This is a genomic window from Microbacterium sp. ZW T6_19 (assembly GCF_044987465.1).
Lineage (GTDB): Bacteria > Actinomycetota > Actinomycetes > Actinomycetales > Microbacteriaceae > Microbacterium > Microbacterium natoriense_A.
Window position 1 is genome coordinate 208,043 of the sequence record NZ_JBJDRH010000001.1, and the last position, 23,757, is coordinate 231,799.

General features: G+C 68.4%; 18 protein-coding genes. 8 read left to right on the top strand and 10 right to left on the bottom strand.

Annotated features, from left to right (window positions below; all coding sequences use genetic code 11):
• A complete protein-coding gene (locus ACI3KT_RS00810) occupies window positions 1–1,074 on the bottom strand; it encodes a substrate-binding domain-containing protein (RefSeq protein ID WP_404901866.1) in 1,074 nt (357 codons plus the stop codon).
• 99 nt (window positions 1,075–1,173) lie between these two features.
• Window positions 1,174–4,263 carry an NPCBM/NEW2 domain-containing protein gene (locus tag ACI3KT_RS00815; RefSeq protein WP_404901868.1) on the bottom strand — a complete coding sequence of 1,030 codons (3,090 nt, stop codon included), beginning with the start codon at window positions 4,261–4,263 and terminating at the stop codon, window positions 1,174–1,176.
• Window positions 4,264–4,468: 205 nt separating this feature from the next.
• On the opposite strand from ACI3KT_RS00815, the gene ACI3KT_RS00820 reads away from it, so the two are divergent.
• The 4 genes from ACI3KT_RS00820 (at window position 4,469) to ACI3KT_RS00835 (ending at window position 8,678) form a co-directional block, all read left to right on the top strand.
• Entirely contained in the window at window positions 4,469–5,629 is a 1,161-nt protein-coding gene (locus tag ACI3KT_RS00820) for a Gfo/Idh/MocA family protein (RefSeq protein ID WP_404901870.1), read from the top strand.
• Entirely contained in the window at window positions 5,629–6,909 is a 1,281-nt protein-coding gene (locus ACI3KT_RS00825; protein ID WP_404901872.1) for a dihydrodipicolinate synthase family protein, read from the top strand. The genes ACI3KT_RS00820 and ACI3KT_RS00825 overlap by 1 nt, the downstream gene beginning before the upstream one ends.
• Window positions 6,906–7,769, top strand: coding sequence for a sugar phosphate isomerase/epimerase family protein (locus ACI3KT_RS00830; protein ID WP_404901875.1), 864 nt, complete (start codon window positions 6,906–6,908; stop codon window positions 7,767–7,769). The genes ACI3KT_RS00825 and ACI3KT_RS00830 overlap by 4 nt, the downstream gene beginning before the upstream one ends.
• Window positions 7,770–7,919: 150 nt before the next feature.
• Window positions 7,920–8,678: a sugar phosphate isomerase/epimerase family protein gene (locus ACI3KT_RS00835; protein ID WP_404901877.1), complete on the top strand. Its 759-nt coding sequence runs from the start codon at window positions 7,920–7,922 to the stop codon at window positions 8,676–8,678.
• A gap of 3 nt (window positions 8,679–8,681) precedes the next feature.
• Here the strand turns inward: ACI3KT_RS00835 and ACI3KT_RS00840 are convergent, their stop codons facing one another.
• The gene (locus ACI3KT_RS00840; RefSeq protein WP_404901880.1) at window positions 8,682–9,023 is read right to left on the bottom strand and encodes a hypothetical protein; all 342 of its coding nucleotides are present in this window, start codon (window positions 9,021–9,023) and stop codon (window positions 8,682–8,684) included.
• 229 nt (window positions 9,024–9,252) lie between these two features.
• Between ACI3KT_RS00840 and ACI3KT_RS00845 the strand changes: the two genes are divergently transcribed.
• Both ACI3KT_RS00845 and ACI3KT_RS00850 read left to right on the top strand, forming a co-directional pair.
• Window positions 9,253–10,782: a discoidin domain-containing protein gene (locus ACI3KT_RS00845; RefSeq protein ID WP_404901883.1), complete on the top strand. Its 1,530-nt coding sequence runs from the start codon at window positions 9,253–9,255 to the stop codon at window positions 10,780–10,782.
• Window positions 10,783–10,829: 47 nt separating this feature from the next.
• Window positions 10,830–12,770, top strand: a complete 1,941-nt coding sequence (locus tag ACI3KT_RS00850) for a chondroitinase-B domain-containing protein (protein ID WP_404901884.1) — start codon at window positions 10,830–10,832, stop codon at window positions 12,768–12,770.
• Window positions 12,771–13,037: 267 nt separating this feature from the next.
• Here the strand turns inward: ACI3KT_RS00850 and uxaC are convergent, their stop codons facing one another.
• Window positions 13,038–14,450 (bottom strand): glucuronate isomerase, encoded by a 1,413-nt coding sequence (gene uxaC / locus ACI3KT_RS00855; RefSeq protein WP_404901887.1) that lies wholly within the window; start codon window positions 14,448–14,450, stop codon window positions 13,038–13,040.
• Window positions 14,451–14,584: 134 nt separating this feature from the next.
• On the opposite strand from uxaC, the gene ACI3KT_RS00860 reads away from it, so the two are divergent.
• Window positions 14,585–15,802 (top strand): mannitol dehydrogenase family protein, encoded by a 1,218-nt coding sequence (locus tag ACI3KT_RS00860; protein WP_404901889.1) that lies wholly within the window; start codon window positions 14,585–14,587, stop codon window positions 15,800–15,802.
• A 3-nt stretch (window positions 15,803–15,805) separates the two neighbouring features.
• Entirely contained in the window at window positions 15,806–16,843 is a 1,038-nt protein-coding gene (locus tag ACI3KT_RS00865) for a LacI family DNA-binding transcriptional regulator (protein ID WP_404901891.1), read from the top strand.
• Window positions 16,844–16,922: 79 nt separating this feature from the next.
• Here ACI3KT_RS00865 and ACI3KT_RS00870 read toward each other — a convergent pair whose 3' ends face one another.
• The 6 genes from ACI3KT_RS00870 to ACI3KT_RS00895 form a co-directional block, all read right to left on the bottom strand.
• Window positions 16,923–18,404, bottom strand: coding sequence for a polysaccharide lyase 6 family protein (locus ACI3KT_RS00870; RefSeq protein WP_404901894.1), 1,482 nt, complete (start codon window positions 18,402–18,404; stop codon window positions 16,923–16,925).
• A gap of 106 nt (window positions 18,405–18,510) precedes the next feature.
• A complete protein-coding gene (locus ACI3KT_RS00875) occupies window positions 18,511–19,794 on the bottom strand; it encodes an alpha-L-fucosidase (RefSeq protein WP_404901896.1) in 1,284 nt (427 codons plus the stop codon).
• Window positions 19,791–20,531, bottom strand: a complete 741-nt coding sequence (locus ACI3KT_RS00880; protein WP_404901897.1) for a tyrosine-protein phosphatase — start codon at window positions 20,529–20,531, stop codon at window positions 19,791–19,793. Before ACI3KT_RS00880 ends, ACI3KT_RS00875 begins: the two co-directional genes overlap by 4 nt.
• 3 nt (window positions 20,532–20,534) lie before the next feature.
• A complete protein-coding gene (locus ACI3KT_RS00885; RefSeq protein WP_292910978.1) occupies window positions 20,535–21,401 on the bottom strand; it encodes a carbohydrate ABC transporter permease in 867 nt (288 codons plus the stop codon).
• A complete protein-coding gene (locus ACI3KT_RS00890) occupies window positions 21,398–22,369 on the bottom strand; it encodes a sugar ABC transporter permease (protein ID WP_307298962.1) in 972 nt (323 codons plus the stop codon). The genes ACI3KT_RS00885 and ACI3KT_RS00890 overlap by 4 nt, the downstream gene beginning before the upstream one ends.
• Window positions 22,366–23,703 (bottom strand): ABC transporter substrate-binding protein, encoded by a 1,338-nt coding sequence (locus ACI3KT_RS00895; protein ID WP_404901900.1) that lies wholly within the window; start codon window positions 23,701–23,703, stop codon window positions 22,366–22,368. The genes ACI3KT_RS00890 and ACI3KT_RS00895 overlap by 4 nt, the downstream gene beginning before the upstream one ends.
• Window positions 23,704–23,757: the final 54 nt, after the last annotated feature.

The window sequence follows — 23,757 nt, forward strand, 5'->3', positions numbered from 1 at the left end:
TCAGCTCGAGTCGCGCACGTTCAGCGTGGGCGCGAGCTTCGTGCGCTGTGACGGAGTCTGATCGCGTTCGCCGAGGCGCATGACACAGGTCTCCAGGGCTCTGCGGCCGACGGCGAGCTTGGGCGGGGCGATGGCCGTCAGCGGCACCCCGGCGAGGGCGGCGATCTCGTCATCGTAGGCGACTATCGCGAAGTCCTCGGGTACGCGCAGTCCGCGCTCCTCGGCGATGCTCAGGAGCCCGATCGCGAGTTCGTCGGGGAGGACCAGCGCCGCCTGCGCCCCCGCTGCGAGGCAGCCGTCGAGGAAGGCTCGAAGAACGTCGGAGGTCGAGCCGTCTCCCCAGCGCGGCGACGGCGCCATGACGACAGGAGCCGTCGCATCCAGGCCTTGCCGTGCGATCGCTCTCGAATGACCGCGAACGATCCACGGCGCGGTCGCGCTCTCCCGGCACAGCAGACCCACGCTGCGGTGGCCGCGTTCGGCCAGATGGTCGACGGCGATCTCCGCGCCGTAGCTGTGATCGCTGCGCACCGCGTCGATGCGCAGCGAGGTCGGTGCGCCGCCTGCGGAGCGTTCGACGAGCACGACGGGTGTGCCGATGCCGGCGATCGTGTCCCAGGTGGTCAGGTCGTCGATCTGGGGGCGTGCGGTGACGAGCATGATCGCATCGACGCCGTTCCGGCTCAGCCGTGTGAGCTGTCTGGCCTCTTCTCTCGCGTCGTAGTTCGTCGCGCCGAGGACCAGTCGGATGCCGGCGGCCCGGGCAGCCTCGCCCGCCCCGCGGATCACCGGCGGGAAGTAGTACGAGACGTCGGGGACGATGAGGCCGATCGTCGCGAGCGGTCGGGAGGAGGAGCCGATTCCCCGTGCTCCCGTCGCCGGAGACTCGGCGTCGTCGGGCAGCACTGCTCCGCCGTGCACCCTTCGCACGAGGCCGCGTTCTGCGAGGACGGCGAGGTCGCGTCGTATCGTCATGCCGGACAGGCCGAGGCGCGTGGCGAAGTCGAGCACCTCGACACGTCCGCGCAGAACCACCTCGCGGAGTATCCGCTCGCGTCTCTCCTCGGCGATCACGCTGTCAGGCTATCCGTCTGTGTGAACCGCGAACGCGAGCGCGGCGGCAGGGGGCACCCGCCTGACGGCGGACACCCCCCCTTGACCGGCCGCCCGGACTCAGCGGCACGTGAGCGCGGCGTACGGTTGCACGCGCGTGGTCATGGTGCCGTCGGCCGCAGTGACCACCACCGTCGACGCGCCGGCAGCGACTCGACCTGGAGCCTTGAACGAGACTGTCACGTCCTTGCCTGCGGGCAGATGCGAGCGGGTCTTCTCCCCGAGCGGTGTGATCACCGTCACCTCGACCGCCTGATCCTCGCTGTTGCTCACCGTGGTGTGCACCCATGCTCCGCTGCCCTTGCACTGCGTCCCGACGGCGGCGTCGATCGTCAGGTCGGGGACGTCCAGAGACATGCCCAGCAGGGTCAGGCCGTCGCCCGGCATCGTGCTCCCCGCGGGGAGGGTGACGCTTGCGACGGGGCGGCCGGACAGCGGTATCCGCTGTGCGAAGACGGATGCCGGAGCATCCACCGTCGAGATCGTGCCGCCGATGTACGGCGTGCTCCGCTGCCAATGGGAGGCGGCCGTCGCGAGGGCCTCGGCGTCTGTCGCCGACCACGTGGGCAGGCTGAGCTCGATGTCCTCGCTGGTACCGTCCTGGTAGTGCACGGTGGCCATGCCCGACGACGTCGATCCGGCGGAGAAGCCGATGACGACGAGCGCCTCGGCCGCCCCGGGAAGGGCAACCTCCTGGCCTGCGGTCTTCACGCTGTCAGGCGTGCCCACAGCTCGGGGGTGCCATTCGACCTCGGTCTCGAACACGCTGACGGGCACGCCGACGTCGAGACCAGCATCCGCCAGAGCCTCCTCCGAGAACGCGCGAAGATCAGCGGTGATCTGGCCGTTGCGCGGGTTGGCGGCGCTCGCGACCGCCGTCTGGTTGACGAGACTCGAGAACGGCAGGGCTGTGCGCTCCACGCCCGCGCCCTGGTACGCGCCGATGTTCGGATCGCCCGCGGGCAGCGGATCACCGAAGAAGTCCTGCGTCCCGGCATCCGCGATCGTCGTTCCGGCTCCGATCAACGGCGAGCCGACTGCCAGTCGATACCCCGGAAGCTCGCGGGTCAACTGACCGCTGCCCGCGGCGATCAAGCCGGGATCTCCGACGACTGCGCCTGTCTCGGTCGGCGGGGCGGTGATGCCGCCGAAGTACGCGTTGTTCGCGTACACGGCGTTCGTCGTCTTCAACGTCCCGCTCGGCGCGATGATGATGTTGTTCTTCATCTCACGAGGGGCCGTCATGTCGTCTTCGAAGGCGCGGGTGCACGAAAATGTGTTGTTGTAGATGCGGTGCGTGCCGGGGCCGCCACTGGAGCCGGCGAGGCGGCAGTCGTCCTGTGAGACGTTGTAGCGCAGGATCGCGGTGGCCGTCGTCGAAGCAGTGCCGCAGCCCGAGATGCAGTCCAGGTAGAAGCCGCCCGCGTTGCCGTACGAGTAGTTGTACTGGAACGTGCATGAGCCCTTGATCTTCATGTCGCAGTCCCACGCCGTGGAGTCGTACGTCGAGCCGACGCTGTTGCCCACCACGTTGTACTGGAACAGAGGGTCGACGGAGTTGTAGGGCCACATGCCGGCGAAGTTGCCCTTCACGAACGGGTACTTGCCGTGCCCCAGATCAAGCGCCGAGTTGTACTCGATGAGCGGCTTGTCGGAGTTGTGGATCACGATGCCGTCGCCGCCGACGTCATGGATCGTGTTGTGCGCGACGTAGACCTTCGTGTTGTATCGCTTCGTCGTGTCGGGGGCCGAGAGCTTGATGCCGCCCGCGGCGGTGTCGTTGACCTCGTTGCCGGTGATGGTGATGCCGTCGAAAGCCCCGATCCCGTCGCCGAGCACCGAGATGCCCGCCGAGCGGGAGAAGGCGTTGCCGAGGCTGGTCTTGTCCGACCATCCGGCGACGTCCTCGATGTGGTTGTTCGTCAGCACGATGCCCGCGCGCACAGAGCCGTCGTTGATCTCGGCGAGGATTCCGACGCGGCGCTGATCCGGCGTGCCCGGGTTGATCACCCGGATGCCGTCGATGGTCCAGTTGCTGACGTTCAGAAGGTGGATGCCGGCGAGGGCGCCGGAACCGTTGATCGTCGCCGGCGCGTCGCCGGTACCGTAGGCCGACACGGTGATCGGCGCGGTGCTCAGCCCTGATCCCTTCGGGGCGAAGGCGCCGACGCATTCGGCGCCGCGCTGGAACAGGATGGACTCGCCGGGTTGGAAGGTCCCACGAGCGGCGAGTTCGGCGAGAGAGGCGAACGGCGAGATCTCGGAGCCGTCACCCGAGGCTGTGGCCGAGCAGTCGACGTAATACTTCCGGGTGGAGACCTCGACGACGTGAGCCGAGATGCTGCCTTCGGCGGTGGCGCCGAAGGGTGCAGCCGCCGATGCCGTGATGGCGTAGTCGCCGGCGCTCGCATCGGCCGGGACGGAGAGAGCGGCCACGGCACGACCTGTGCCGTCGGCATTGACCACGACCTCGGCTGAGCCGAAGCGCACGGTCACCGGAGAGTGCGGGGCCGCACCGTCGACGGCGATCGAGACCGGCATGCCGGGCGCGAGCAGCGACAGATCCGTACCCTCCGAGGTGAGGGTGAGCGGCTGCGCGACGAAGCCGTCCGTGCAGTTGAATCGCAGATCCGCCCAATCGGCGTGGTCGTTCCCGTTGCCCTCGGGGCCGGCTTCGGCACGGAACTCGACGATGTCGGCGCCGCGCACATCGAGGTTGAGCCGGCCGGCAGGATCGGCACCGGTGCGCGCCATGCGGAACTGCTCGACGCCGTCGACCGTCACGACGAAGTCGACGCGGCCCTTGCCGCTCTGGCTGTCGTCGATACCGACGTACCCGAGGACCTGTGTGCACTCCTGGTTCAGGTCGTAGACGATGCGCGCAGGGGCGTGGGTACCGAGCCCCTTGGGGTATTGAGCGCCGCGGATCGAGATGATCTTGCGATCAGGGTCGGGCACGGCTCGGGCGCCGTTGCTGAAGTCCCGTTCGACGGGTCCCCAGCCGTTCTCGCCGGTGATCCAGTTCAGGTCGCTGGCGTAGTGGGTCGAGCCGGCGAGGCCGCTGTCTGCTGATGCCGAGAGCGGCATCCCGGTCAGGCAGAATGCGCCCACTGCAGCGGCAGCGAGCATTCTCGTTCTCTTCGTGTGCACGTGATTCCTCCTCGAATCGCACGCGCCGACGCCAGGGAGGACGGCGGCCGCTGCCATGCTCTCAGGCCCCGTCGCACACAGGTGAACAGATGAACAGACTCGAACATTCGGCTCGGGTTGCATGCTCGACGACTTCCGTGCCATGCTGTCGGAAAGCGCTTACCCGATCGGGTCGCGCGACAGCTTCCCAGAGAACGGACCAGCAATGTCACAGGCGACGACCCGCGAGATCGGGATCATCATGAACGGCGTCTCCGGACGCATGGGGTACCGCCAGCACCTCGTGCGCTCGATCCTCGCGATCCGCGAGGAGGGCGGCATCGAGCTTTCCGACGGCACTCGTGTCACGGTCAAGCCGATCCTGGTCGGGCGCAACGAGGCGAAGCTCGCCGAACTCGCGGCCCTCCATGGCATCGAGGACTACACGACCGACCTCGACGCGGCCCTCGCCGACCCGAAGTGGGAGATCTACGCCGACTTCCTCGTCACGAAGGCGCGTGCATCCGCCATCCGCAAGGCCATCGCGGCGGGCAAGGCCATCTACACCGAGAAGCCCACCGCCGAATCCCTCGAGGAAGCCCTCGAACTCGCACGCCTCGCCAAGACGGCAGGTGTCAAGACCGGCGTCGTGCACGACAAGCTCTACCTGCCGGGTCTGCAGAAGCTCAAGCGCCTGATCGACTCGGGCTTCTTCGGCCGCATCCTGTCCGTCCGCGGGGAGTTCGGCTACTGGGTGTTCGAGGGCGACTGGCAGCCCGCGCAGCGCCCGAGCTGGAACTACCGCACGGAAGACGGCGGCGGCATCATCTCCGACATGTTCCCGCACTGGAACTACGTGCTCGAGAACCTGTTCGGCGAGGTCAAGAGCGTCTACGCGCAGGCGGCGGTGCACATCGCTGATCGGTGGGACGAGAAGGGCGAGCACTACACCGCGACCGCCGAAGACGCGGCCTACGGCATCTTCGAGCTCGAGGGCGGCATCATCGCCGAGATCAACTCGTCCTGGACCGTGCGCGTGAACCGCGACGAGCTCGTCGAGTTCCAGGTCGACGGCACCCACGGATCGGCCGTCGTCGGACTGTTCGGCGCCAAGATCCAGCCCCGCAACGCCACGCCGAAGCCAGTTTGGAATCCCGACCTCGAAGACGGCCACGACTACGACGCCGACTGGCAGAAGGTGCCCACGAACGACGTCTTCCTCAACGGCTTCCGTCAGCAGTGGCAGGAGTACATCGTCTCGTATGTCTCGGGCACCGAATACCCGTTCGACCTGCTCGCCGGTGCGAAGGGCGTGCAGTTCGCCGAGGCGGGGCTGACGTCGAGCGCCGAAGGCCGCAAGGTCGCGATCGAGCAGCTGTCGCTCTGATGGGCACGCTTCGACTTCTCGCCGCCGACGGGACGGTGGCGGATGCTCCGCTGAACGACTCCGGAGGCTACTCGCGCCCGGCATCCGCTCTGCAGAGCCGCGTCGCCTACGCTGCAGCTCACGTGGTGCCGAAGGTGCACGCCGACAACACCCCCGGCCAGCCCGCCGACATCGACTGGGACTCGACGCTCGCGTTCCGTCGCAACGTGTACTCGTGGGGCCTGGGTGTGGCCGACGCCATGGACACCGCGCAGCGCAACATGGGTCTCCACGCCGCAGCGACGCGTGAGCTCATTGCTCGCAGCGCCGAGGTCGCCCGCGAGGAGGGAGGGTCGGTCGTCGTCGGCGTCAACACCGACCACGTTCTCGAGTCGCACATCTCTCTCGACGCGGTGATCGACGCCTACAAGGAGCAGCTGCACTTCACGGAGGAGCAGGGCGCGGGGCCCGTGCTCATGGCGTCCCGTCACCTGGCGCGGGTCGCGTCGTCGGCCGACGACTACCGGCGCGTGTATCGCACGGTGCTCGATTCGGCGACCGTGCCGGTCGTGCTGCACTGGCTGGGCACGGCATTCGATCCGGAGCTGGCCGGCTATTTCGGCGCGGACGACTGGCAGACGGCATCCGCAGTCCTGCTCGACATCATCGGCGAGAACCCCGACAAGGTCGCCGGTGTGAAGATGAGCCTGCTGAACGCCGAGTCCGAGATCTCGGTGCGCTCGCAGCTGCCCTCTGCCGATGCGGGTCAGGGCGTGCGGATGTTCACGGGCGACGACTTCAACTACGTCTCGCTCATCGGCGGCGATCAGATTCCTTCCCCTGCGTCGACAGCACGTGATCTCGCCGAGAGCACGGGAACTTCGCACGAACAGGCCGTGCAGTCGGCGACAACACGTGAACTCGGCGGGTCGGCGCGCGGGCACTCCGACGCGCTGCTCGGCGCCTTCGCCGCGATCACGCCGGTCGCCTCGGCGGCGATCCAGGCGCTGGATGCCGGCGACCCCGCCCGCTACCTCGAGATCCTCGGACCGACCGAGGAGCTCAGTCGCCAGGTGTTCGCCGCTCCCACGTTCTATTACAAGACGGGCGTCGCGTTCCTCGCCTGGCTCAACGGGCACCAGCCCGCCTTCCAGATGGTCGGCGGCCTGCACTCGGCGCGGAGCCTTCCGCATCTGAGCCGCATCGTCGAGCTCGCGAACGCGTCGCTCGCCCTGGAGCAACCAGAGCTCGCGCGTGAGCGCTGGCACGGGATGCTGCGCCTGAACGGGGTGGACGCATGAGCGTCGACCCCCGCCTGTCGATCAATCAGGCCACGATCAAGCACGCGGACCTGGAGACGGCCCTGCGGGTCACCGCGGATGCCGGCATCCAGGCCATCGGACTCTGGCGCGAACCGGTGAACGAGGTGGGCCTCGACGTGGCGGCGCGGATGCTGGCCGACTCGGGGCTTCGCTTCACGACGCACTGCCGTGGCGGGTTCTTCACGCTGCCTGAGGGGCCGGAGCGGGTCGCGGCTCTCGACGACAACCGTCGCGCCATTGAGGAGACCGCGACGCTCGCGGCTGCCGGAGCCGACGGCTCGACGGCCGTTCTCGTTCTCGTCGCGGGAGGCCTGCCGGCGGGATCGCGCGACCTCATCGGCGCGCGTGAGCGGGTCCGCGACGCGATCGGCGCCCTGGCGCCGTTCGCGGAAGAAGCCGGAGTGACTCTGGCGATCGAGCCGCTGCACCCCATGTACGCCTCCGATCGCGCCGTCGTCTCGACGCTCGGCCAGGCGCTCGATATCGCGGCCGACTTCGATTCCGCGGTGGTGGGCGCCGCGGTCGACACCTTCCACATCTGGTGGGACCCACAGGTGCTCGATCAGATCGCCCGCGCAGGGCGAGAAGGGCGCATCGCGACCTATCAGGTGTGCGACTGGAAGACCCCGCTCGCCGCCGACGTGCTTTTGTCGCGGCACTACACGGGCGACGGCGTTATCGACTTCGGCTCGCTCACGAAGGCCGTGATCGCGACGGGATATGACCGCGACATCGAGGTCGAGATCTTCAACGCCGACATCTGGGCGGATGCTCCGGAGCACGTCGTCCGGCGTACCGGCGAGACCTTCGGCTCCGCGGTCTCCCCGTACCTGCGCTGAGAACGGCTCCCGGATCGCGTTTCGTCTCGTCGCTTCGCTCCTCGCTCAACGACCGGAGGGATCTGGTCGTTGAGCGAGCGAAGCGAGACGAAACGTGGACCCGATCCGCCCGGCTTCCGACACGACCGGAAAACAGACAGGATGAAACACATGATCGCGATCCGTCCAGGCCTCTGCTCGGTGACGTTCCGCGCGCTCGCGCCAGAGGAGATCGTGGCGCTCGCCGCATCCGCCGGGCTCGAGGCCATCGAGTGGGGCGGCGACGTGCACGTGCCGCCGGGTGACGTCACGCGTGCCGAGCAGGTCGCCCAGGCGACGACGGATGCCGGTCTCGCCGTCGCCTCCTACGGCTCGTACTTCCGTGCCGGGGCCGACGAGGAGCTCACGCCGATCCTCGACAGCGCGGAAGCGCTCGGCGCAGATCGGGTGCGTATCTGGGCAGCTTCCGTGGACGCGGCCGAGGCGACGGATGCCGACTGGGCGCAGACCGTGGATCGTCTGCGGTCCGCGGCGGCCGAAGCGGGGGAGCGGGGCATCGAGCTCGCCCTGGAGTTCCACTCCGGCACTCTCGCGGCGACGGCTCTGGCCACGCTCCGCCTGCTCGACGAGGTCGCGAGCCCACATCTGCGCACTTATTGGCAGCCGACCGTCGCGGCATCCGTCGACGCCGTGCTCGACGACTATCGCGCCCTCGGCGCGCACACCAGCGCCGCCCATGTCTTCTCCTGGTGGCCGAGCAAGGAGCGTCTGCCGCTGCGCGCCAGGGACGCCCTGTGGACGCGGTTCTTCGTCGAGGCCTCCGCGGCTGAGAATCCGCCGCGCGACGCCCTGCTCGAATTCGTGCCCGGCGACGACCCCGCGGTCCTCGCATCCGAGGCCGCGAGCCTGCGGGGGTATCTCGGCGCGTAGTCGTCAGCTGTTGCCCGTGGTCTGAGCCACGGTGAACACGACGTTCGAGGCGATCGCCAGCGCGCTGATCGCGATGAGCGCTGACACTGCGAGCCAGAGGACCGGGCGACGGAGCAGCCCGAGGATCAGCAGGGTCGGCAGGACCAGAGCCAGCAGCCCGATGTCCACGTACACGAACGGCACGTTCGAGTAGTACATCACCGTGAGGTCGCAGCTCCCGGAGCATCCGACGGATTCGAATGCTCGCATGAACGTGTAGAGCCCGGCCGTCAGAGAGATGAACACGTAGAGGACGACCGCGATCACGACGTGGTCACGTCGGCGCTCAGCCGCATCTCGTTGCATCGCGTCACCTCCTCGTGCGCTCGGGGCCATGGTCGCACATCTGCACCGGAGATCGCCTCCGCACCCGGTGCTGGCGTGAGAGCGATCTCGTGGCATAGAGTGATTCCACTCGATCTGGCAAGCGTTTGCCAAAAGCGCTGGCGCGTCATGATCAAGTAATGGTAAGAAGTTTTACGAACAGGGCCGACCGGCCCTGTCGGATGCTCTTCCGAAGGCGCAGGAGACGACGATGTCACACGCACGCACCACATTCCACCGACGGCTGCTCGCGGTGTGCGCCGCCGCAGCGCTGGCTCTGCCCCTCGGCATGGCGACCACGACGGCTGCAACCGCCGCCGCTCCGAGTCCTGCCGAGGCGGCGGCCGTCACTGCTGCGGTCGAGTCGTTGATCTCGCAGGGGCGCCCGGCGATGGCGTCGTCTGTGGAGACGTCGGCGTTCCCGGCGTCGGCCGCGGTTGACGGGTCGTCGTCGACCCGGTGGGCGAGCGTAGAGGGTGTGGATCCGCAGTGGATTCAGGTCGACCTGGGCGCCGGGGCATCGGTGTCACGGGTGGTCTTGAACTGGGAGGCGGCCTACGCGTCGAAGTACAAGGTGCAGGTCTCGGTCGACGGTTCGTCATGGACGACGCTCAAGGACGAGACCGCGGGCAACGGCGGCACGGATGACATCACAGGCCTGAGCGGAACCGGTCGGTATCTGCGCATCTACGGCACCGCCCGCGGCACGACATACGGGTACTCGCTCTACGAGGTCAAGGTCTACGGCACCGCCGGCACACCCGGCGGCGGCACAGGCGGCACGATCATCGACGTCTCCACCGCCGCCCAGCTCAGCACAGCCCTCACGGCGGCGACTCCCGGCCAGACCATCCGGCTCGCCCCCGGCACCTACCAGGGCAGCTTCGTCGCGACGACGCCGGGCACGGCATCCGCTCCGATCACGATCACCGGCCCTCGCACCGCCATCATCACGAACGACGGCCCCAGCGGAACCCTGAACGGATGCCCGCACCCGGGAGACGGCTGGGACTCGGGGTACGGGCTCTGGCTCTACGGCGCCTCGTACTGGAACATCACCGGGCTCACGGTCGCCGACGCTAAGAAGGGCATCGTGCTCGACACCGCGACGCACGTCGCGATCGACGGCGTGCTCGTGCGCGACATCGAAGACGAAGGCGTGCACTTCCGGAAGTCCTCGGCCGACGGGGTCATCAAGAACTCCGAGATCACACGCACCGGACTCGCTCAGCCCGGCTACGGTGAGGGCCTCTACCTCGGCTCGGCGAACTCGAACTTCACCTGCTACGCCGATTCCTCAGGGCGCGATCGCTCCGATCGGGTGCAGGTCATCGGCAACGCCTTCGGGCCCGGCATCGCCGCCGAGCACATCGACATCAAAGAGGGCACCGAGGGCGGAGTCGTGCGCGGCAATAGCTTCGACGGCACCGGGCTCTCCGGTCAGAACTCGGCAGACTCCTGGATCGACGTGAAGGGAAACGGGTATCTCTTCGAGGACAACACCGGAACGTTCTCCTCGCCCGGCACGTTCGCGAACGGCTATGAGACGCACAATCCGCTGACCGGGTACGGATGCGGCAACATCTGGCGCGGCAACGACTCCGACCTCGGCGGCGTCGGCGGCTACGCCGTGTTCGTCTCCTCGACGTCGAAGTGCTCCGGCAACCCCAACAAGGTCTATGCCTCGAACACCGTGACCGGCGCCGTGAACGGGCTCACGAACATCACGGTCACACCGTGATCCTGACGCAGCACCCCCCACCCCCATCAATGAAGATCGGAAACTGCATGATGAAGACCACACATCGGGCCATCGCGGTGCTTGCCGCCGCGACTCTCGCGCTGACCTGCGTGCCGGCTGCCGCGAGCGCCGCCGAGTTCGCCCCGCAATCCGCCGCGCCCGCGCTTCCGTCCGGGCAGGCGGGTCCGCTGATCGCCGCGGAAGTCGGACCGCTCGCCGACGCGCTCATCTCGCAGGGGCGTCCGGTGACGGCATCCTCGCTGGAGACGTCCGCGTTTCCGGCATCCGCCGCGGTGGACGGATCCTCGACCACGCGCTGGGCGAGCCAGGAGGGCGTCGACCCCCAGTGGGTCACCGCCGACCTCGGCGAGGGCGCGACGGTCTCACGTGTGCTCCTGAACTGGGAGGAGGCGTACGCCTCGAAGTACAAGGTGCAGATCTCCGCTGACGGCACGACCTGGACCACGCTCAAGGACGAGACCGCGGGCAACGGCGGCACCGACGACATCACGGGTCTGAGCGGAACCGGCCGCTATCTGCGGGTCTACGGCACCGCGCGCGGCACCGCTTACGGCTACTCACTGTGGGAGGTCCAGATCTACGGCGCGGCGGGAACCACTGGAGGAGGCGGCAACACCGGCCAGACCACCACAGTCACCTCGATCTCGGCGCTGCAGAGCGCGATCAACAACTCCGACCCCGGTGACACGATCGTGCTGAAGAACGGCAGCTACAGCGTCTCCTCGGCGGTGAGCCTCGGCTCCAGCGCTTCGGGGACCTCGTCCGAACCGGTGACCATCAAGGCCGAGACCGTCGGCGGCGTGACGCTGACCGGATCATCGAGCTTCTCCTTCTCCGGCGTGCACGACGTCAGCATCCAGGGGTTCAAATTCACCCAGTCGACCACGATCGACGTGGGCTCGAGCAGCAAGGCGGTGGACTTCATCCGCAACGAGTTCGTCTTCGCCCAGTCGGCCGAGCACAACCTGATCGTCCGCTCGGACGATTCGGAGGTCGCGTACAACTGGTTCCACGGCAAGAGCACGATCGGCGTCTACCTCGGCATCGAGGGGCCGGGCACCGACACCGTCGCGAAGAACTCCCACATCCACCACAACTACTTCTCCGACCAGACCTTCACGGGTGGCAACGGCGGCGAGTCGATCCGGCTCGGCACCAGCCCGAAGGCGCTCTCCAGCGGAGGTGCGATCGTGGAGTACAACCTGTTCGAGGACGCCGACGGCGACCCCGAGGCGATCTCGGTCAAATCCAGCGGTCACACCATCAGGTACAACACGATCCGCAACAGCAAGGGCGGCATCGTGCTGCGTCACGGCAACAACAACAAGGTGCTGTCGAACTACATCCTGAACGGCGACAACGGCATCCGCATCTACGGCAACGACCACGTCATCATGAACAACTACGTGAGCGGCATCAGCAACGTCGACGGTGCGATCGTCGTCGGCTCAGGCACGGTGCGCGACCACTTCGTGGGGGAGAGCACCGAATCGCGCAAGCAGTACGACGCTCCTGACCGCATCCGCATCGGTCTGAACACCGTGGTGAACAACGTCAACGGCCTGGCAGGCGAGACGCACCGCACGATCGAGCCACGGAACGTGACGATCGTCGACAACATCTTCCAGGGCAGCACCAACAAGCTCGCCGATGTCCCGCTCATGCAGGACTTCTACTGGCGCGGCAACATCCTGTGGGGTTCGGCCGCCAACGGCAACATCCCCACCGTGGGCTACACGCGGGTGAATCCGCAGCTCGCGCAGGACGCGGCGGGCGTGTGGAAGATCGGCTCGTCGAGCCCCGCCGTGAATGCGGCTTTCATGACCGACCACGGCACCTGGGTGACGGATGACATCGAGGGCCGCCAGCGGGCAGGCGTCTACGACGTCGGTGCGCACGAGGTGACAAGCAACGCGGCCACCCGTGCCCCGCTGACGACGGCGAAGGTCGGTCCGACCGCGCCCTGACCTGAGGGTGGAGGCGCCGGGCGAGGCTCTCGCCCGGCGCTTCTGTGCGCTCGCTCCGGTGCGGCACCGAGGTGCGTGTTGTGGTCGCCTTCGGGCGCGGCGAGCGGCATTGATGCGCACCCGAGCAGGATTTCGGGCAGAGCGATCGGATGCTGGTATCGGGGTGCGCGTTGTGGTCGCCATTCATTCGGGGACGGCATCTTCGCGCACGCTCGGCCGCGCCCACCCGTGCGCACACCCGCCACGCACGGCCGCGGGCCACACGGCTCAGCGCGGGATGCGGAAGGTGTCGTAGGGGATCCGGCTCACGAGTTCGACGGCGATCTCCGCGGCATCCGCCTCGGTGAGGCGATGCGTGGCGACGAGCGACGCGAGATACGAGGCATCCGCTCTCCGGGCCATGTCGTGCCGCGCGGGGATCGAGCAGAACGCCCTGGTGTCGTCGATGAAGCCCGAGGTCTTCGCGAAACCGGCGCTGTCGGTGATCGCGCGGCGGTAGCGCTCCATGGCGTCGGGGGTGTCGAGGAACCACCACGGGGCCCCGACGTACACGCTCGGGTAGAAGCCGGCGAGAGGTGCGAGCTCGCGGGAGAACGCGGTCTCGTCGACCGTGAAGAGCACGAGCCGTAGAGCCGTGCCCGTGCCGAAGTCGTTCAGCGCCTGCCGCAGCGGCTCGGTGAACCCGGTCGGCAGAGGCATATCGTGGCCGGTGTCCGCTCCGTGCCTGGCGAGGGTCGGCGCGTGGTGGTTGCGGTGCACGCCCGGATGCAGCTGCATCACCATGCCGTCATCCGCCGCCATCTCGATCAGGCGGTACAGGATGTCGCGTCGATACGCCACGCCCTCAGCCGCCGTGGCGCGGCCGCGGAAGGCGGCGTGATGGATGCGAGCAGCCTCTGCCGGGTCGAGGGGGATCGCCCAGGCGTCGGGCACACCGGTGTCGCTCGACGTTCCGCCTACGGAGCGGAAGAACGCGCGGCGTGCGCGGAGCGCGGCGAGCAGGCCCTCATAGGTGTCACAGGGGATTCCGGATGCCGCGGCCAGCCGGTCGACGGCGGCGAGCCAGCCGGGGGCCGACGGATCCATGACACGGTCGGCGCGGAAGGTCGGCAGCACGCGACCCGCGAAGCTCGGATCGGCCGCGAGCGCGCGGTGGGTGGCGAGGTCATCGGCCGGATCGTCCGTCGTCGCGAGCACGTCGACGCCGAAGCGCTCGAACAGGGCGCGAGGGCGGAACGCCTCGTCCCTCAGCTTGTCGTCGACCTCGTCGTACACGGCGTCGGCGGTCTCGGCGGAGAGACGGGTCGTCACGCCGAACACCTCGCCGAGCTGGTACTCCAGCCAGTACTGCACCGGTGTCGCGCGGAACAGATGCCAGTGCGCGGCGAGCACGCGCCAGGCCTCGCGGGGGTCGACAGCCGGCTCTCCCGCCGGCGCCTGCACCGTGCTGAGGGGGATGCCCGCGCCGTGCAGAACCCGCGTCACATAGTGGTCGCCCGTGATGAGCAGCTCGGTGGGCGAGGCGAAGGGCTCGTTGTCGGCGAGCAGGGATGCCGGCACGTGGCCGTGTGGCGAGCAGATCGGCGCGTCGGCGACCGCGGCGTAGAGCTCGCGGGCGATGTCGCGGGTGGCGGGATCGCTGGGGAACAGCCGATCCGGATGCATCTTCGTGGTCGGCATGATGTCCTTCTGCGGTCGTGCGGGGATGCGTGGTCCCTGAGTCGACCGTATCGTCATTCCCTCCGATATGGCAACCGTTTGCCATAGAATGTCGTGTGCCGACGACGCCGTCGGCGCTGAGATGAGGAGACCGCATGCCACCGACCATCGCGCACCTGGGCGTCGGCGCCTTCCACCGGGCTCATCAGGCCTGGTACACCGACCGTGCCGGCGCAGTGGGGGAACCGTGGCGGATCGCCGCCTTCACCGGGCGATCGGCCACGCAGGCCCGTCTGCTCGAGGCTCGCGGCGGGACGTACACACTCATCACCCGAGCGGCCGACGGCGACGAGATCAGCGAGGTGCGCAGCATCCGCTCCGTCCACGACGGGGCCGATGCCCACGCCTGGCAGACGACCATGGCCGACCCCGACACCCACATCCTCACCCTCACGATCACCGAGGCCGGCTACCGCGACGGCACAGCTGCGACGCGCATCGCGCGGGGCCTGCAGGCGAGGAGGACTGCGGGCGGGGGAGCGCTCACCGTCATCAGCTGCGACAACCTGTCCGACAACGGCGGCATCACGCGCGCCGTGGTGTTCGACGTCGCGATGGCGATCGATCACCGCCTGGCCGACTGGATCGACGACAACGTCGTCTTCCTCTCTTCTATGGTCGACAGGATCACTCCCCGGACCACGGATGCCGACATCGACGAGGTCGAGCGCATCGCCGGCATCCGCGATCACGGGACCGTCGTGACGGAGCCCTTCTCCGAGTGGGTGATCGAGGAGGGCTTCGTCGGTCCCCGACCGGCCTGGGATCAGGTCGGGGTGCGCACGACCCGCGATCTCGCGCCCTTCGAGCAGCGCAAGCTCCGCATCCTCAACGGCGCGCACTCGCTGCTGGCGTACCAGGGGCTGCTCCGCGGCTTCGACGACGTCGCGGGCGCTTTCGCCGACCCCGAACTGCGCGAACTCGTCGAGGACTACTGGCAGAGCGCCGCCGCGAGCTGTGAGCTGCCGCGCGGGGAGATCGACGAGGCGATCGCCGCCACCCGCGCGCGGTTCGCGAATCCGCGCATCCGCCACCGGCTCGCGCAGATCGCGTTGGACGGTGCTCACAAACTGCCGGTGCGCATCGTCCCGGTGCTCGCGAACGCGCTCGCCTCTGGTGACCGAGGGGATGCCGCGGCATCCGCGATCGCCGCCTGGGCGGTGCACGACGGGCGCTCGTCGGAACAGATCGCCCAGGTGCTCGGAGAAGCGGATGCCGCCGCGCGTGCAATGCGAACCGCGGTCGACCGCGGAATCCGTAGGCTGGAGGACAGCACGGTCCGCGCGGTGCGCGGCGATGCAGTGAGGAGCTAGACCATGGCAGACGACACCGCGGTCGATGCCCTCGGCGAGGGCGACGCGACTCCGACGGAGAGCGTGACCATCTACGACGTCGCGAAGCTCGCCGGCGTGAACCCGTCGACCGTGTCGCGGGCGCTGAACCGGCCGGGACGGGTGAACGCGGTCACCGAGCGCCGGATCCGCGCCGCAGCCGAGACGCTGAACTACCAGGTCAACCCGATGGCTCGAGCGCTGCCGACCGGGCGCACGTCGATCGTCGGTCTCGTCGTCTCCGACATCACGAACCCCGTGTTCTTCGATGTCATCCGCGGGGCCGAGGCGGCTGCCACCAGCGCCGGATACACCCTCGTGCTCACCGAGTCGGAGGAGTCTGACGAGCGCGAGTACGAGAGGGCGCAGCGCATGCTGCGCATGGTCGACGGGCTGCTGCTGGCGACCCCGCGCATGTCTGACGAGCAGATCACGGCGCTGGCCAGGCAGAAGCCGGTCGCCGTCGTGAACCGTCTCGTCGACGACGTGCTCTCGGTCGTGCCCGACGTGCAGCACGGCATCGCCGAGGCGGTGCGGCATCTGCGATCACACGGGCACTCCCGCATCGCGTACGTGCCCGGTCCCGCGCTGTCGTGGATGGCCCGTCGCCGCGGCGAGCTGCTCGCACAGCGGTGCGAATGGGCGCACATCGAGCTCGTGACCCTCGAACCCGTCGCCCCGACCGTGCTCGGCGGGCGCAGCGCCGCCGTGGCCGTGCGCGACAGCGGCGCCACAGCGGTCTTCGCCTACAACGACCTCATCGCCATCGGCCTCATGCAGGAGCTCGTCGAGACCGGCATCCGCATCCCCGCAGACATCAGCGTGGTCGGCTTCGACGACATCTTCGGCGCGGATTTCACCTCGCCTGCCCTCACCACGGTCAAATCCCCGCTCCGAGAGGGCGGAGATCACGCGATGGCGGCCCTCCTCGCCCGGGTCACGGGCGACGAGGTTCCGGGCGACGGCTTCGACCTCGCGACCACCCTCGTGGTGCGCGGCTCGACAGGACCCGCCGCGCGCTGACCGGCGCCCGGCGGACGCACCACGAAGAACGGCCGGTCGCGCTCGGAGTGAGCGCGACCGGCCGCCGGTGGGGACCGGATCAGGGGGCGAAGGGCCCGACGTCTGCGGTTGTCAGCGGCTCGCGCATGGCGTGCGCCGGGGTGAGTTCGTGCGCTCCGACGTCGGCGGCGCCCTTGCGCTTGCGCCCGTCGATGTCGTCGCGCGCCCAGGCGGAGTGGTCCTGCGTCGCCGCGTCGACGGCGGGGCTGCCCGCACTGATGCGCAGCACGTCGGCCGCGTCGCGGGCGAGGAGCGGATTCACGCGCGTGAATCCCGTGACGGGCAGATCGCCGTCGGGTGCCGCCCCCCACAGGATGTTGCCCGCCCAGGTGAATCCCGTGCCCGTCGGCACCGTGGCGAGGGTTCCCGCGTCGCCCACCACGATGTTGTCGACGATCACGCAATCGGCGGGCGGGATCGGACGGTGCGTCTCACCCGAGATGCCGCCGGCGTTTCCCACGATCGTGTTGAGGGCGACGCGCACGCGGTCGACGGCGTCGTTCTTGTTGCGGGAGTTCGCGGGTTCGCCTTCGTAGTGGTCGCGCACGGTGCCTGCTCCCAGCACGATCGCGGTGTCGGCGGTCTCGCCGATGTAGTTGTTCACGATGACGTGGTCGTTGCCGTAGATGCGGATGCCGCGCTCGCCGCGGATGATGTGGTTCGATTCGACCCTGGTGCGGTTGCCGTGCCGGAGCACGATGCCGCCGCCGCTGTCGCGGATCGTGTTGTACCGGATCGTGTTGTCGCTGGACTTCACCGAGATCGCCTCGGGGTCGCCGTTCGTGCGCTCGAAGAGGTTGTACTCGATGGTCGCTCGCGCGCTGCTGAGCGCGCGCGGGCTCACGCCGAGGCGGATCGGCTCGCCGCCGTTGTCGCCGGCGAAGCTGTGGTCGGAGAAGTAGTTGTGATGGATGTGCACGTTCTCGGCCATCTCGGTCGCGTTCGCGCCCTCGACGCCGAGGAAGATGCCGAGCGTCGACTTGTGGTGGAAGTGGTTGTACTCGATCACCGTGTTGTCGGCGCGCACCATCATGCAGTGCATACCCTCGATGTCGGCGAGCGTGAACTCGTTGCGGCTCAGGGTGATCGCGTTGCAGGTGGGTGCGATCTCGATGGTCGTCGACTGGGTGAACACGAAGCCGCTGATGACGATGTCGTGGGCGCTCTGGAACAGGAAGCTCTGCGCGCCCGTGAGGGTCACGCCGCCGATGGACGCGGCCATGATCGTCAGCGGCTTGTTCCACCGGCCACCGGCGCCCGTCAGGTCGATGGGCGCTCCCTCGGGGACCGCGTAGGTGCCGTCAGCGACGATGATCGTGCCGCCGTTGGTCATCGACGCGATCGCCGCGCGAAGCTCGTCGACGCTCGAGACGTGCGAGTACGGGCCGCGGCCCGGAAGCATCGGGACGACACGAGCGGATGCCGCCGGGCGGCCGAGCACGGTCGCGCCGGCCTGCTGGGGCAGCGTGATCGCCGCAGCTGCGCCGGCGACGGCCGACAGGATGAAGGTTCTGCGTTTCATGGGTTCCTCCTCGTTGAGGGATGGGTGCGGATGGCAGGGGTCGATGACCGGGCCCCGCGGTGCACGATCCCTGAGGGATGGTGCGAGGGGAAGGGGTCAGGTCGGTTCAGGAAGCGTCGGTCAGGAAGAGCTCGATCACGGGCACGGGGGAGTCGGGTCGCTGGATGGGCAGCTGGAGGGTGAGGGTCCCGTCGGGTAGCCCGCCCATCAGCGTGTTCTGCGCCACGCGGTCGGGATCGACGTGCAGCGGCACCAGTTCGGAGGCGTCCGCCATCAGCTGCGCGTAGCGCACCTTGCCCGCCAGGCCCGGCAGATGCAGGTGCTTGAACGGCCAGGAGAACAGATGCACGTAGAGCCGGTCGCCGCTGAGCGTGTAGCGCGTGTCGCTCGGCGCCTGCCACGGAGCGGGGCCTGCGCCGTGGATCGAACGCGCGTGATCGTCCATCCAGGCCGCGATCTCGGCGAAGGTGCGCTGCGCGGTGGCGTCGATGCGCCCGCGGCCGTCGGGGCCGACGTTCAGCAGCAGGTTTCCGTCTTTCGAGACGCCGTCGACGAGGAGCTTGATCAGCGACTCCGGGCTCTTCGAGTCGAGGTTGTCGCGGTCGTAGCCCCAGCTGCCGTCGAGGGTCTGGCAGGCCTCCCAGGCGACGCGCTCGCCGTCGCGCGTCATCGGCTCGAGCGGCTGGTACTGCTCGGGTGTGACGATGTCGCCGGGGATGCCGAGTCGATCGTTGACGATGATGTGCGGCTGCAGCGCCCTGACCATGCAGAGCAGGTTCTCGGCGTCCCAGTCGGCGGCGCCCTTGCCACCCCAGTAGTCGGGGCGGTGGGTGTAGGAGAAGTCGAAGAACAGGTAGTCGATCTGCCCGTACCCGGTGAGCAGCTCGCGCACCTGACCGTGCAGGTAGCGCTGGTAGTCGCGGATATCGCGGTTCGCGGCGGCGGCCTTGAACTCCTCGTCGTCACGCTGGGGGTGCGTGCCGTCGACGGGGAAACTCGGATGATGCCAGTCGATGAGCGAGTAGTACAGGCCCACCCGCAGGCCCTCTGCGCGGCAGGCGTCGACGAACTCGGCGACGGCGTCACGACCGAAGGGGGTGTTCACCGAGGTGTAGTCGGTGAGCTTCGAGTTCCACAGGCAGAAGCCGTCGTGGTGCTTCGCGGTCAGCACGACGTAGCCGGCTCCGGCGGCCTTCGCCGTGCGGGCCCACGCCCGCGGGTCGTAGCGGTCGGGATCGAAGTGCGCGAAGTACGGCTCGTACTCGGCATCCGTCATCCGCTCGTGGTTCTTCACCCACTCATGCCGGGCGGCCAGCGAGTACAGGCCCCAGTGCACGAACATGCCGAGGCGGGCCTCGGTGAACCAGGTCAGGTCAGCGGATGCCGTCATGAGGGGTCTCCTTCGGAAGGCGCGGCGGATGCCGGGGCGACGAGGGCTGCGCGGAGGGCGGCGAGCTCTTCGATCGAGAAGCCGTGGGCGAGCAGGTAGTCGGCGGCCGATCCCCACTCGGCGTCGACGGAGGCGAGCGAGGCGCGCATCACCTCGGCGGGAGATTCGGTCGCGAGCATCCAGGCGTGCCGCGACTGCGGATACTTGGCCGCGAGGCGCTCGGAGGTCGCGCGACGGTGCTCATCGGGGATGAGCTGTGCCGTCAGCGCGTAGTCGGAGACGATCGCCTCGCGATCGGCGCCTGCCGCCGCGAGCGCGAGGGCGATGGTCACGCCCGTGCGGTCCTTGCCGGCGGTGCAGTGTACGAGCGTGGGCTCGCCCGCCGCGATGATCCGCACGGCTGCGACGAGTTGCGCGGACGAGCGCCCGAGCAGGTGCGTGTAGATCTCGCCGAGGCTGTAGTCCTCGAGAAAGAACGACCTGGTCGATCCGAGGTACAGCGGCAGCCGCGTGATCGCGATGCCCTCGAGGGCCGTGACGTCCTCCGCCACCTCGTCGTCGGCGCGCAGGTCGATGATCCGGCGGATGCGGGCGCGCACGGCATCCGCTGCCTCTTCGCCGAGTCCGGCCAGGTGCCCGGAGCGGAACAGCTGCCCGGTGCGGATCACCCCGCCCCCTGCCGGGATTCCGCCGACGTCTCGGAACCCGGTGATCCCGTCCAGTTCGATCACCGTCATCGCTCAGCCCTTGAGCGCACCGGACGTGAGTCCGCGGGCGAAGGAGCGCTGGAACAGCAGGAACACGAGCACCGAGGGCGCGAGGGCCAGCAGCGATGCCGCCATCACCACACCGGGGGTGACCTCCGGCTCGATGCGCAGCGTGCGCAGAGCGAGTGGAAGCGTGTACGTGTCGCTCGACTGCGAGACGAGCAGGGGCAGCAGGTACTGGTCCCAGATCATCGTGAAGCCGAACACGCCGATCACACCCAGCGCGGGCTTGCACAGGGGCACGATGATCTGCGCGAACACCCGGAGTTCGCTGGCGCCGTCGATACGGGCGGCCTCTTCGAGTTCGAGCGGCACGTCCTTCATGAATTCGGTCATCACGAGGATCGAGAACGCCCAGGCCCCCAGCGGAACGATCATTCCGGCGAGGGTTCCCATCAGGTTGATGTGCAGGATCGGGAGGTCGGCGAGCAGGATCGACAGCGGCAGGGCGAGGATCTCCTCGGGGAGCATCATGGTGGCGAGGATCGCGACCATGACGAGGGCCGAGAAGCGGAACCTCTTGCGTGCCAGGGCGTAGCCGGCGAGGACCGAGACGATCACCTGCAGGAGCAGCCCGAAGCCCACCACGAAGAACGAGTTCGCGAGGTAGCCGAGCACTCCGAAGTCGAAGGCGATCGCGAAGTTCTCGAGAGTCGGACGGTTCGGGATCACGCTGAGGTCGGTCGGGTCGGAGACCTCGCTGAACGCTCCGGACAGCAGGGCGATCAGGGGGCCCGCGAACAGGGCGACGACCACGGCGTAGATCACGACCTTGACGGCGATCCCGACGACCGTGCGGCTCTCGGTGAGTCCGAGAGCGGTGTCTGTTCCGACGCTCATGCGTCCTTCTTCCTGCGGGTGATCAGCTGCACCACCAGGGTGAGCACGAGGGTCGCCAGGAACAGCAGCACGGCGCCGGCCGAGCCGACTCCGAGCTTGCCCTGTTCCAGGCCGAGCTTGTAGAGGAGGGTCATCACGACCTCGGTGGCGCCGTTCGGGCCGCCGTTGGTCATCAGGAACACCTCGGTGAACACCCGGAACCCGCGAATCGCGGCCAGGATGAACAGGATCGTGAACACCGGACGGAGCCCGGGGAGCGTCACGTGGACGATGCGCTGCCAGCGGTTCGCGCCGTCGACCGTCGCGGCCTCGTAGAGTCCGCGGTCGATGCCGGCGAGACCGGCCAGGATGATCATCATGTCGTACGGACCGCCGCGCCAGATGCCCATCAGCATGACCGACCACATGGCCGAATCCGGGCTGTTGATGTACTCGCTGGGGCCGAGGCCGACGACGCCGATGATGTTGTTCAGGAACCCGTCGGCCGACGGGTAGTACATGATGCGCCACAGCTCGGCGACGACCGCCATGGGAACGACGACCGGCAGGAAGGCCGCGGATCGGATGAAGGAGAGCTTGCGGGTCTGACCCTCGAGCAGCAGCGCGAGGAGGAAGCCGAGCAGCAGGCATCCGACCGTCTGGCCGACGGCGAGGATCACGGTGTTGATCGTCGCGTCGCGGAATGCCGGGTCGGACAGGATCACCTGGTAGTTCTGCGCGCCCACGAACTCGTTGCCGAGATACGGGCGCACGTTCTCCACGGACATCTGGATGGCCTGCACCATCGGGATGTAGCGGAACACGAGGAACAGCAGCAGGGCGGGCATGAGGAACGCCCACGGGATCCACCATTGGCCCTGCGTGCGGTGGCGGCGACGCCGCCGGGCGGGCGGCGGGGACGCGATGGTCCCCGCCGCTGCCTTGGGAGCGTCGGCCGCCGTGGCGGCGTCGGCTGCGTGGATGGTCACTGCTTGAGGATTCCCTGCGTGAGGAGCTCGGCCGTCAGCTTGCCGTCGAGCTTGGTGAGTTCCTCTTCGACGTCGAGAGAGCAGTCGGCGAGGAGGGCGTTGATCGTGTCGGCGCTCATCTGGCGCACCGGAGTCCAGCTCGGGATGGTCGGCGCGTAGTGACCGCTCTCCTTGTAGGCGGTGGCGAACGTCTGCCAGCGGGCGTCGTCGCGAACCTCGGCGATGTCGACCTTCTCGTTCACCGGCAGCTGGATGGCGAACGCCTCGGTGCCCTCCATGCCGAACTTCTGGGCCTCGGGGCTGATGTACCAGTCTGCGAACGCGGTCTGGCCCTTCTCGTTCTCGGAGCCGGCCATCAGGTAGACCGTGCCGCCCTCGGCGAGCACCGAGTCGTCCTTCGGGCCCTCAGGCATCGGGACGACCTCGTACTTGTCGGCGCCGAGCACCTTGTCGAAGCGCGGCATCATGTACGGGCCGGTCACGTACATCCCGGTGACGCCCGACTCGAAGGTCTCGTTCGTCGGCGGGGTGTCCATGCTGACAGCGCCGGGCTGGATGACCCCCGCCTTGCACTGCAGATCGCGGAACCAAGTGGTCGCCTCGACCGCCTCATCCGAGCTCATGGACGGCAGCCACTCGTCACCCGAGCCGCTGATGAAGTCGCCGCCCGCAGACCACAGGAAGTTCGAGAAGTACCACGAGGCGTACCCGCGCTTGGTCGAGCCGGGCACCGCGAGCCCGTAGGTATCGGCCTGGCCGTTGCCGTCGGGGTCGTTCTGGGTGAACGCCGTGGCGACCTCGAGCATCTCGTCCCAGTTCGTCGGCGCCTTCAGCCCCAGCTTCTGCAACCAGTCGCTGCGGATGTAGAGGGCGTTGGCCTGCGCGGAGTAGGGGATGCCGTAGGTCTTTCCGTCGACGGCCTGGCCCGCCTCGAGGGCCTGCGGAGACAGATCCTTCGAGTTCTCGACGTCCTTGAGGTCGATCTCGCGCAGGATGCCCTGCGTCTGCATGGTGCCGAGCTGGCTGACGTCGTTCAGGACGATGTCGGGCAGGTCCTTCTGACCTGCGCGCTGCGCGAGCTTGGTCTCGAAGTCGTCGAAGATCGCGGTGACCTCGGCTTTGTAGCCGGTGGCCTCGGTGAAGGCCTCGACCTGCCGGATGGTCGCCGCCTCGCTGGCGCTGCCCGGTGTGGTCCGGGTCCAGACCTCGAGGACGGCATCCTCATCCTGCTTCACGCCGGATCCGCCGCCCGTGGCGGGAGCCGCACTGGTGCAGCCGGCGAGCGCGAGGGTGACGACGCCTAGGACGGCGGCTGCTTTCATCTTTGTGTGCATGGGTTCTCCAGGGTTTGGCAAACGCTTGCCACTTTGCAAGACGTCGTTGGCGAA

What these genes read in the sequence shown, in the direction of transcription:
- ACI3KT_RS00820 (WP_404901870.1), top strand. Translation starts at nt 4,469, where the DNA reads ATGTCACAGGCGACGACCCGCGAGATCGGGATCATCATGAACGGCGTC.
- ACI3KT_RS00825 (WP_404901872.1), top strand. Translation starts at nt 5,629, where the DNA reads ATGGGCACGCTTCGACTTCTCGCCGCCGACGGGACGGTGGCGGATGCT.
- ACI3KT_RS00830 (WP_404901875.1), top strand. Translation starts at nt 6,906, where the DNA reads ATGAGCGTCGACCCCCGCCTGTCGATCAATCAGGCCACGATCAAGCAC.
- ACI3KT_RS00835 (WP_404901877.1), top strand. Translation starts at nt 7,920, where the DNA reads ATGATCGCGATCCGTCCAGGCCTCTGCTCGGTGACGTTCCGCGCGCTC.
- ACI3KT_RS00840 (WP_404901880.1), bottom strand. Translation starts at nt 9,023, where the DNA reads ATGCAACGAGATGCGGCTGAGCGCCGACGTGACCACGTCGTGATCGCG.
- ACI3KT_RS00845 (WP_404901883.1), top strand. Translation starts at nt 9,253, where the DNA reads ATGTCACACGCACGCACCACATTCCACCGACGGCTGCTCGCGGTGTGC.
- ACI3KT_RS00850 (WP_404901884.1), top strand. Translation starts at nt 10,830, where the DNA reads ATGATGAAGACCACACATCGGGCCATCGCGGTGCTTGCCGCCGCGACT.
- uxaC (WP_404901887.1), bottom strand. Translation starts at nt 14,450, where the DNA reads ATGCCGACCACGAAGATGCATCCGGATCGGCTGTTCCCCAGCGATCCC.
- ACI3KT_RS00860 (WP_404901889.1), top strand. Translation starts at nt 14,585, where the DNA reads ATGCCACCGACCATCGCGCACCTGGGCGTCGGCGCCTTCCACCGGGCT.
- ACI3KT_RS00865 (WP_404901891.1), top strand. Translation starts at nt 15,806, where the DNA reads ATGGCAGACGACACCGCGGTCGATGCCCTCGGCGAGGGCGACGCGACT.
- ACI3KT_RS00870 (WP_404901894.1), bottom strand. Translation starts at nt 18,404, where the DNA reads ATGAAACGCAGAACCTTCATCCTGTCGGCCGTCGCCGGCGCAGCTGCG.
- ACI3KT_RS00875 (WP_404901896.1), bottom strand. Translation starts at nt 19,794, where the DNA reads ATGACGGCATCCGCTGACCTGACCTGGTTCACCGAGGCCCGCCTCGGC.
- ACI3KT_RS00880 (WP_404901897.1), bottom strand. Translation starts at nt 20,531, where the DNA reads ATGACGGTGATCGAACTGGACGGGATCACCGGGTTCCGAGACGTCGGC.
- ACI3KT_RS00885 (WP_292910978.1), bottom strand. Translation starts at nt 21,401, where the DNA reads ATGAGCGTCGGAACAGACACCGCTCTCGGACTCACCGAGAGCCGCACG.
- ACI3KT_RS00895 (WP_404901900.1), bottom strand. Translation starts at nt 23,703, where the DNA reads ATGCACACAAAGATGAAAGCAGCCGCCGTCCTAGGCGTCGTCACCCTC.